We start from the raw sequence: 10,117 nt of genomic DNA, 5'->3' as shown, positions 1-10,117 counted from the left end.
CACCATGTACCAGTACCACATCAGGTTGATACTCAGTTAAAACCTCTTTCATACCAAGCAGAATATTACTTGTTACATCATAAAGATCCTGTCCGGGTTTCATAATATTGAGGTCATAATCCGGAGTGATATCAAAGATCTGCAGTACTTGATCCAACATCTCTCGATGCTGTGCTGTGACACATACCTTGGCTTCTATCTTTTGCGAATATTTTTGAAATGCAAGAATAAGAGGTGCCATTTTAATAGCTTCAGGTCTTGTCCCAAATACGAGTAATACTTTTTTCATGTTCTATCCTTATGATAGAAATAGGTTTTAAAGTTACCAATATAATAAAAAAGAAAATTGTTGTTGGAAGAATATCTCTTTGTATATAAAATTTTAATTGGAGAGAAAAGAGTTCTACCAAACATTTTTCATTACGTTGACTCCTTTTCTTTGTTCTATCTTAAATAGATTATATATCAGAATGTATTTGCTTAAGTTGAATTTTTTCTTAAACCATATATACATCATTTTGATGCATACACAAGTATCTTAATGTAAAAAGTGTCTTACAGTGGTAAAATAAAGCGAAATCCCGTGCTCATTGGCAGCTTCAATCACTTCATCATCTCTAATGCTTCCACCAGGCTCAATGATGGCTTTTACACCAGCCTCAGCTGCGGCATCGATACTGTCACGGAATGGGAAGAAGGCTTCCGATGCCATGGCTGCTCCACTTACATCTAGTCCCATCTCTTTTGCTTTTTTAAGCGCACATTGTGCAGCATCTACACGGCTTGTCATACCCATACCTACAGCAACCATGGCAGAGTCTTTGACGTACACTACACAGTTAGATTTCGTAAGACCTGCTACTTTCCATGCGATCTCCAGGTCTTTCATCTCCTGCTCTGAGGCAGTCAATTCTGACTTTCTATGGGCATTATGTACTTCATTGTCACAAATACAGTCAGAATTTTGGTAAACAAACCCACCATCTACATGCTTGAAGTCATGAGAATCTTTGGACATGACCAACTTCTTGCCACCTTGGGAGAAAAGTTTAAGACGTTTTTTCTTCTCAAATACTTCTAACGCTTCAGGCGTAAAGTCTGCTGCCATCACTACTTCCAAGAAGATTTCATTCATCTTTTCAGCAAGAGGTGCATCTACCACACCATTCACTGCTACAACACCACCAAAGGCAGAAATAGGGTCACATTTAAGTGCTTCTACATAACTCTCAATCAACGTATCTCTCAATGCAAATCCACAAGGGTTACCATGTTTTACAATACAGACGGCATTTTCATCACCAAAGCTTGAAGCTATTTTAAGGGCACCATTGACATCGTTGATGTTGTTAAATGACGCTTCACCTTTGACTTGTTTGAAGTGGTTAGTGAAATGATTATCAAACTCATACAATGCACCATCCTGATGAGGATTCTCTCCATAACGTGTTTGGAAAACTTTTTTACCGGTAATGAACTGATACTCCCCAAATCCTTTATTAAATCTGACATTCATATAATTTGCGATCATACTATCGTATGCCGCAGTATGCTCAAATGCCTTGATCATAAGTCCACGTCTAAACTCTAAAGAATTTGCTTTAGATTCTAAAGCACCGAGTACATTTTCATAATCATTAACGTCAGTCACAATAAGCACATCATTAAAATTCTTTGCAGCACTTCGAACCATTGTTGGTCCACCGATGTCGATATTTTCAATAATTTCATCAAAATCTTCTGTACGCTCTATGGTCTCTTTGAACGGATAGAGGTTCACACACACAAGGTCAATCCCCTTTACGCCAAGCTCTTTGGCCTGTGCCACATGTGCCGCATCGCCTCTTTTATGAAGGATCCCCCCATGCACATAAGGATTCAGTGTTTTCACACGTCCTTCAAAACACTCCGGAAATTTGGTTACTTCATCGATCTCGACAACCTTAACACCTGCTCCATTTAATTTTTTGTAGGTTCCCCCTGTAGAGATGATCTCCCAACCTAACTTATCCAACCCTCTGGCAAACTCAACAATCCCCGTTTTATCACTTACGCTTAATAGTGCTCTCATTTTCCCTCTTTATAATATGAATTTAAAGGTGCATTAGCAAACGCACCCTAGCCTAAAATTTTGTGTTACTTTTGCTCTACTTTTTTCTAAAAAAATAGAAACAAACTCCAAACTAAAATAGAAATATAAAGTTTCTACAGATCCTGCTCGATCGTACGGGCAAAGGTATTGAAGTAAATATCTTTTACTTTTTCTAAAGAAAGTTCAACATCATTCACCTTTACTTTATCTCCGCCGACTTTACCGATAATATCTACTTTTACACCAAGATCCATCGCCATTTTTGCAAATATTTCGATATCTTCTTTGGATACCTCTACCAAAGCCCTACTTTGTGATTCATCAAAGATATCTCTGCTGTTTTCCATACGAATACCACAAACCACACCTTTACCTGAAACTGCCGCCATTTTAGAGAGTGCTATTGCGATACCCCCTACATTCACATCTTTGGCAGACTTAAGCAGTCCTTTTTTATTGGCTTCTATCACAAGTTCCCAAAGTCTGAGTTCTGCCGAATAATCGAAACTTGGCAAAGTCCCTGTTGTTTCGTTAAAAAGTTCTTTAATGTAGAGTGATCCACCAAACTCACCTCTGGTTTCACCTAAAAGAAGTACATGAGACTCCTCTTCCTGAAAACAACTTGGCAATACTTTGTTTGCATTATCATTCAGTCCAACCATAGCAATAGCCGGTGTAGGAAATACAGAAACACCGTTCGTTTCATTATAAAGCGAGACGTTTCCACTTACCACAGGTGTATTAAGCTCAAGACATGCCTCTTTGATCCCTTCACAGCCTTGCGCGAACTGCCACATCACTTCAGGATTTTCAGGATTACCATAGTTAAGGCAGTCTGTAATAGAAAGTGGTCTCGCCCCTGACATTGCCACATTACGTCCAGACTCAACAACAGCTAAAGCTGCACCTTTCTTGGGATCAATATAACAGTAACGTGGATTACAATCTGAACTCATTGCCAGAGCCCTTCCATTCTCTTTTACACGAATACATGAAGCATCAAGACTTCCCGGATGTTTTGTTGTGTTGGTCTGTACCATAGAGTCATACTGGTTATAGACCCATGCTTTATCCACCACTTCAAGAGAGGCGAGCAGTTTTTCATACGCTTCCTGATCTGCTACTTTGGCATAATCATTTACATGTTTAGCATTGACTGTATCAAGATATTTCGGTCTTGCCGTCGGTCTATCCAGGATCGGGGCTTCTTCACTTACCGGAGCGATCGGCATATCACAGACTTGTTCTCCATGCCAGAAAAGTTCCATTCTCTTTGTATCTGTTACTTCACCGATGACGGCAACATCCAGCTCCCATTTTTCAAAAATATCAATGATCGCCTGTTCAGATCCCTTTTTAGCACAAATAAGCATACGCTCTTGAGATTCAGAAAGCATAAAGTCATACGGCGTCATCCCCTCTTCACGTGCAGGTACTTTGTCAAGATGCATAATGAGTCCTGCACCCGTTTTACCTGCCATCTCAAAGGCAGAGGAGGTAAGCCCTGCAGCTCCCATATCCTGAATACCTACAACATGGTCTGTTTTAAAGAGTTCAAGACAGGCTTCAAGCAGTAATTTTTCTGTAAAGGGGTCACCCACCTGTACTGTCGGACGCAATGACTTTGACTCTTCGGTAAAGGAGTCTGAAGACATAACTGCTCCACCAAGTCCATCACGTCCTGTTTTTGAACCGACATACATGACTGGGTTGCCGATACCTGATGCTACACCTAAAAATATCTCATCTGATTTTACAAGTCCCAAAGAGAAAGCATTCACAAGAATATTCCCATTATAGCTCTCATCAAAACTCACTTCACCACCAATGGTAGGCACCCCCATACAGTTACCATAACTTCCAATACCGTCAACCACACCACGCACCAAGTGTCTTTGATATTTGGCATTTTCACTCTCACCGCGTACACGACCAAAACGCAAAGCATTGAGGTTTGCCACAGGTCTTGCACCCATAGTAAAGATATCACGAAGGATCCCTCCTACACCTGTCGCAGCTCCCTGAAACGGCTCAATAAATGATGGGTGGTTATGACTCTCCATCTTAAAGACTGCTGCCATACCCTCACCGATATCGATAACTCCGGCATTCTCACCCGGTCCTTGTATGACCCATGGCGCTTTGGTAGGAAAACCGTTAAGGTATTTTTTACTTGATTTGTAAGAGCAGTGCTCAGACCACATGGCTGAAAAAATACCGATCTCTACAATGTTTGGATGTCTGCCATCCAAAATACGTAAAATATCTTGATACTCCTCTTTGCTTAGCTTATGATTCTTTAGCACTTCATCTAGATTTTCTACAGGTTGTGACATAAAATGTGTCCTTTTTTAGGAGGTAAAATAAGGGTTATATTTTACTGAAAAAGTGTTAAGATACTGTTTAGATAACTCTTTACAATTTAGTGGTATGATTCTAATAGAATTTTAAAAGGCGGAACTAATGGACAAAATATTACAAATGTTAAAACTCCAACAGGAACTCAATGATGCCACTAACGGTACAGGTTGGGAAAAAGGTATGACCAAAAACGGAAAACTGATTGACTGGAAGCGTTGTACCTACCTGGAGTGTGCAGAACTTATAGAGTCTTATCCTTGGAAGCATTGGAAGAATATTGATGCTCAGCCTGATTATGAGAATATCAAGATAGAAGCTGTGGATATCTGGCACTTTATTATGTCTCAAGGACTTGAAGAATATAAAATGCAAAATCTTGGAACTATAGAAGATCTAGCAAGCAACATAAACAGGCTCACTAATTTTCAGGCTTTTAACAAACAGTTAACACCAACAAGTAAAAACAATTATGAACAGATCGAAACAGTGGAGATCCTAATGAAAGCTCTCTTCTGTGATGAGTCTACAGAGAAACTGATGGAGGCATTTCTAAATGTTGCCATGCAGTCAGGTCTTAATTTAGACAGTCTTTATAAGCTTTATGTCGGTAAAAACATCCTCAATCAATTTAGACAGGACCATGGATATAAAAAAGGCACTTATATTAAAATATGGAACGGCAAAGAAGACAATGTAACGATGCAAAGCATTCTGGAAGAAAATGAGGAGATCACACCTACTCTGCTTTACACTAAACTCGAAGCTGCCTATCCGAAAGGATAAGCCTTAGGGCACTTTTAGTCCACCATTCTACTTAGATCTTTTTGTACCACCTGATTCCCTGTAACACTTACCTGGGTAGCAATTCGTATACTTTTAGGAGAACTGTATCCGCACTCTGTACCGCATGTTACCGTGCCAATAAGATAGTATTTTCCGGAGGGAACACCGTAAAATGCAAAATTTCCATTGCTGTCTGCTGCAGTGAATCTTAAATAGTTAAAGAGTCTGGGATCTGCTTTTTCCATTTTATAACCGCCAATATAACTCTCTTTATACCATTGGTCAGAATAGCTCGTCACTGGATTTAAGTAAAGTCTTGTACCACTTCCAGGTATTCTTTTTTCATAGGCATCTTTTACATAGATAGTACCTTTAACTGTTCCTTTTCCTGTTCTTGGCAAACGGTTATACTCTTCTGCAGGAAAAGTGATACGCTCCATTCTTTGTTCAGGCATCTCTTCTGTAATCACAGTCTCTGTCTCTGTTAAATTCTCATCAAGATCAGAGGTATCAATATTTTCTGATATATTGCTCTGTCCCCCCCATGTATTATTTTGAGATTGCTGGATATCGGGTTGAGAGATCACCAATTCTCTTTGAACACAGCCCGTAAAGAGAAAAAGCATAATAAAAAAAGTCATGAATAATGGGATTTTCTTAGTCATATAAATAATTCCTTCTGTTTAATGATTGGACAATTATACACTATTAACATTTATTTTTATGTTTACGATGTGCTAAAAAATTTTCAAGGTGTCCTTTAGCTTCATTGTCTCCGGAAAAGGCAGCTTTCTGATACCAAAATGCCGCTTTTTCACAATTTTTCTGTACCATATCACCTTTTTGATAGTGTCGGGCAAGGTTTTGTTGTGCTTTGACTTCACCCTCTTTTGCAAAACGGTGAAGGTTCTTTACTTTTCTTTTTTCACCACGGTAATACTTTATCGTATTGAAAATAAACCAGACAGTAAATATTAAAAGTATGACAATGGCATAGAGTTCAATATCATTTAGACTTATCATACTATTTCCTATTTTCCTAAACAAAACTCACCGAACATTTTATCGAGTATTTCTTCACTGTCATATGGTTTGGAAATAGAGGATATCGCTTTAACTGCTTCTTGCAAATGATAGGAGAAGAACTCCAATTCACCTTCAAGAAGTGGTACCTTTGCCTCAAGTATAGCATTTTTTGCCACTTCCACTGCTTCGATCTGCCTTGCAGAGATAAGCATGAGTTCTTCTCCCTCCCCTATACTGTCTAACAGTTCTTCCATACGCTGTGTGAGTCTTTCAAACCCTTTTTTTGCACTGACTTCTATAGGGTTAAATTTCTCCAATTTTTCCTTATCTAACTTGCATTCAAGATCAGTTTTATTTATAGCAACAATACAGTGCTTATCTTTGTATTTCTGAACAATAGAGAGGATATTCTCATCCTCATCATCAAAAACTACAGAAGCGTCAAAAAGAGCGATGATAATATCTGCCTCTTCTACCGAAGAGATAGAACGCTCAATACCTATCTTTTCAATCGTATCTTCTGAATTGCGTATACCGGCAGTATCAACCAAACGTATGATATGAGATCCTATACGTACCTGCTCTTCAATCGTATCTCTTGTTGTTCCTGCTATATCACTGACAATAGCTCGTTCATAAGAGAGCAAGGCATTAAGCAGAGAACTTTTCCCGACATTGGGTTTTCCGATGATCGCTACTTTAAATCCCTCGATCAATCCTCTTCGACGATGAGAAGCATCTACAATCTTTTCTATTTTAATGGTCAATCCATCGAGTTGATGGAGAATATTCTGCATAATATCATTAGGAATATCTTCTTCAGCATAATCGATCATCACTTCAGAATATGCCAAGGATTTTAAAAGTGCATCCCTACTCTCATCTACGAAATTTTTCAATTCACCTTTTAATTGTCTTGCCAGAATCTTTGCTGCATCTACACTTTTTGCTTCAATTAGTTTAGAAATTGCTTCTGCTTCAGTCAAATCTATTTTACCGTTTAAAAATGCACGTTTTGAAAATTCTCCCGGCTGGGCAAGCCTTATTCCGTAAGAAGTAATGGTATCAAGTATCTCCTGAGCCACGATCATACCACCATGACACTGAAACTCAACAATCTCTTCACCTGTAAAACTATGTGGTGCTGAAAAATAGATCATGATCGCTTGATCTATAAGAATATCTCTTGCATTATACAAAGAAGTTAAATGGGCATATCTTGGAGTAATATTTTGAAGTTTTGATATTTTTTTAGCAACAAAGAGTGCTGCCTCCCCACTTACTCTTATAATAGAGATAGAAGAGACACCATGTGCTGTAGCAATCGCTGCGATTGAGTTATGCATGGCTCTTGTTATTGAATTCATTGATGACAACAAACTTATTGCCCTCTTTGCCTGTTTTTACTGCAACATATTTGTCAGGAAATGCTTCACGAAGCTGTTCGAGTGCAATTTGTACCAAAATACCGTCAAGAGAGCGGGTTTTTCCTTTTCCGTATTTTTCAACATTCTCAATCACTGGTTTAATATAATTGCGTATCATATCTTGCTGGGAAGTAAGGAACTCTGCAATTTCCAACTTAATGAAAAGTTCATACTTTGTATGTAACCAGTTGAACAGCATATAAGAGAGGGCATTATAACGATACCCCTCTTTACCGATGAGCAGTGCAGCATCTTCCCCGTCAATGAAGATCAGTGCAGTATTGTCTCTCACATCCACTTCAACAATATCAATCTCAAAACAAGCATGTGAAAGCATCTCTTTGAGCTGATCTTCAATGAGATGTGCCAACTCGTCATAAATTACACTTTCTTCTTCATTCTTCTCTTCTTCGGACAACTCATTCTCTAAAACTTCATCTTCTTCAACTACTCTATCGGCTTCAAAAAAACTGTCCAACACAACATCTTTTTTATTTGGAGTTTCTTTTATCGTTGTCGTTTCTGTTTCTTTCTTGATCGTCTCACTTTTTACAGTTTCTATGATCTCCGAAGCAATACTTTCTTCTACTGAAACTTTTTCCTTGTGTTTTGAAAGAGAAGTCTTCTTAGACGTAGCTACGATAATAGCACTCCTCTTTAAAAATCCCAAGATGCCTTTTGATGGATGTTGCACAACTTCACATTGAAGTTCAGAAATAGAACATTCTAACACCTGAGCAGCTTTTTGATACGCTTCTTCAAGTGTCGGTGCTTCAACCTTTTTCATTCACTATCCTTTTTTATGGTGTTCTGCTACAGCTTGGGCTTTATGCTTGGCATATGCCTTATTAATCACATACTGCTGACCTATTGTAAAAGTATTGTTTACTACCCAGTAAAGTACCAAGCCTGAAGGGAAAGGCATAATAATAAACATCAGTGCCATACCAACAGGGAACCATTTAAATATCTTTTCCTGAAGAGGATCAGTAAAGTTGTTGGGTGTAATTCTTTGCTGGAACCACATAGATGCACCCATGAGTACCGGAAGAATATAGTAAGGATCGGCCACTGCAAGATTTTCTATCCAACCATGTATCCAGTGTGCACCTTGCAATTCATCGGCATTTAAGAGTACACGATAAAGCGCAAAAAAGACGGGGATCTGCAAGATCATAGGCAAACATCCACCCATAGGATTTGCACCGTTCTTTTTATACATCTCCATCATCTTCATATTCATTTTTGCCGGATCATCTTTATACTTTGCTTTGAATTCTTTCATTTTGGGGGCAAGATCTTTAAGCTTCTGCATAGACATCATACCTTTATAGGAAAGAGGGAAAAGGATCAGTTTTACAAGCAAAGTAAACAGTACAATCGCCCATCCCCAGTTACCCACTAAATTTTCTATCCATAATAATACTTTATAAAAAGGTCTTGAAAGAAATGTAAAGAAACCAAATTCAATCGTATCTGTCAGTTCAGGATTAATAGATTTAAGTATTTTATATTCTTTTGGACCTATATATCCACCAAGGTGAAGATTTTGGCTTCCCTCTACAAAAATAAGAGGATTATCATCTTTCTCTTTGATGATAGATACGTTCATACCCTTTTTAAAATTATAGAATGTAGAAGCTACATATCTGTCAAATGCTGAAGCGATCACAACATCTTTAAAGGACTCATCCCCTTTTGCTTTTTTATCTTCGATAATGGTCATCACACCATCTTTTCCTTTGACTAAAGCTCCACGTACCAATAAATAACGAGAATTGTCTGCCATAGGTCTATGTCCGGGAGTAACAAAATAGGGAACAGAAGAAGAGGTAGAAATATCTATACTGTAGGCACCATTGGACTGTACAGTGATCTTTTTAGTAAGCGTAACCGAAGAGAGTTTTTGTGTTAAAGTAATCGTTTTAGGTGCAGATGTTACATCTACCCTGCTATTTCCACTATAGCTATACGGTGTCTTAAAAGCTTCTTCGTTCAGTTTGGCATCCGAGAATCTTATCTCTAAAGGTTTAACTTCCTGAGGATTCAATATTTTAAGGTCTTTCCCATCTTTTTGATATTTATTCTCTAAAAGTTCAAATTGCGAAATACGTCCAAATGCATCTATACTCATTTTAAATGTTTTGGAATTGACCGTAACCAACAATGGATCAGTTGATGTTTTACTTACCGGTGCATTACTTTCTTTTTGTTCTGCAGTAGATAGCGTATTTGGTGCTGGATTATCAGATGTTGATACTTTAGTATCTGCTGTCTGTTCTATTGGTTGCGTTACTTTTTTCGGAGGGAAAAAATAGCTATATCCTACAAATACAAAAAAAGAGAGTGCAAGTGCAAGAAGAAGTCGTTTGTTTAAATCTTGTTGTTCCAAAATTATACCTTTTGTCAATTTAGTCGATAGTATAGT

9 protein-coding genes are annotated in these 10,117 nt (G+C 38.2%); 1 reads left to right on the top strand and 8 read right to left on the bottom strand.

Annotated features, from left to right (window positions below):
* From MVE01_RS07865 to purL, 3 genes are all read right to left on the bottom strand, one after another.
* Positions 1-289, bottom strand: a 289-nt coding sequence (locus MVE01_RS07865; protein ID WP_472561631.1) for a UDP-N-acetylglucosamine 2-epimerase, incomplete at its 3' end; no start/stop codon positions are given.
* Positions 290-538: 249 nt separating this feature from the next.
* Positions 539-2,071, bottom strand: a complete 1,533-nt coding sequence (purH, locus tag MVE01_RS07860; protein WP_472561630.1) for a bifunctional phosphoribosylaminoimidazolecarboxamide formyltransferase/IMP cyclohydrolase — start codon at positions 2,069-2,071, stop codon at positions 539-541.
* Between the two features lie 134 nt (positions 2,072-2,205).
* On the bottom strand, positions 2,206-4,428 hold the full coding sequence (purL, locus tag MVE01_RS07855; protein WP_472561629.1) for a phosphoribosylformylglycinamidine synthase subunit PurL: 2,223 nt from the start codon (positions 4,426-4,428) through the stop codon (positions 2,206-2,208).
* A gap of 127 nt (positions 4,429-4,555) precedes the next feature.
* Between purL and MVE01_RS07850 the strand changes: the two genes are divergently transcribed.
* The gene (locus MVE01_RS07850) at positions 4,556-5,236 is read left to right on the top strand and encodes a dUTP diphosphatase (RefSeq protein ID WP_472561628.1); all 681 of its coding nucleotides are present in this window, start codon (positions 4,556-4,558) and stop codon (positions 5,234-5,236) included.
* A gap of 14 nt (positions 5,237-5,250) precedes the next feature.
* Here MVE01_RS07850 and MVE01_RS07845 read toward each other — a convergent pair whose 3' ends face one another.
* The 5 genes from MVE01_RS07845 to yidC are packed head-to-tail and all read right to left on the bottom strand — an operon-like array spanning position 5,251 to position 10,081.
* A complete protein-coding gene (locus MVE01_RS07845; protein WP_472561627.1) occupies positions 5,251-5,901 on the bottom strand; it encodes a carboxypeptidase regulatory-like domain-containing protein in 651 nt (216 codons plus the stop codon).
* A 43-nt stretch (positions 5,902-5,944) separates the two neighbouring features.
* The gene (locus MVE01_RS07840) at positions 5,945-6,259 is read right to left on the bottom strand and encodes a hypothetical protein (RefSeq protein ID WP_472561626.1); all 315 of its coding nucleotides are present in this window, start codon (positions 6,257-6,259) and stop codon (positions 5,945-5,947) included.
* Positions 6,260-6,267: 8 nt separating this feature from the next.
* Positions 6,268-7,608, bottom strand: coding sequence for a tRNA uridine-5-carboxymethylaminomethyl(34) synthesis GTPase MnmE (mnmE, locus tag MVE01_RS07835; protein WP_472561633.1), 1,341 nt, complete (start codon positions 7,606-7,608; stop codon positions 6,268-6,270).
* Positions 7,601-8,476, bottom strand: coding sequence for a Jag N-terminal domain-containing protein (locus tag MVE01_RS07830; RefSeq protein ID WP_472561625.1), 876 nt, complete (start codon positions 8,474-8,476; stop codon positions 7,601-7,603). The genes mnmE and MVE01_RS07830 overlap by 8 nt, the downstream gene beginning before the upstream one ends.
* Before the next feature lie 3 nt (positions 8,477-8,479).
* Entirely contained in the window at positions 8,480-10,081 is a 1,602-nt protein-coding gene (yidC, locus tag MVE01_RS07825) for a membrane protein insertase YidC (protein WP_472561624.1), read from the bottom strand.
* Positions 10,082-10,117 lie beyond the last annotated feature (36 nt).

This window comes from Sulfurovum sp. (assembly GCA_026990595.1).
Classification (GTDB): Bacteria; Campylobacterota; Campylobacteria; order Campylobacterales; family Sulfurovaceae; genus Sulfurovum.
The sequence above is the reverse complement of the archived record's forward strand: the minus strand, read 5'-3'. Positions and strand labels throughout refer to the sequence as shown.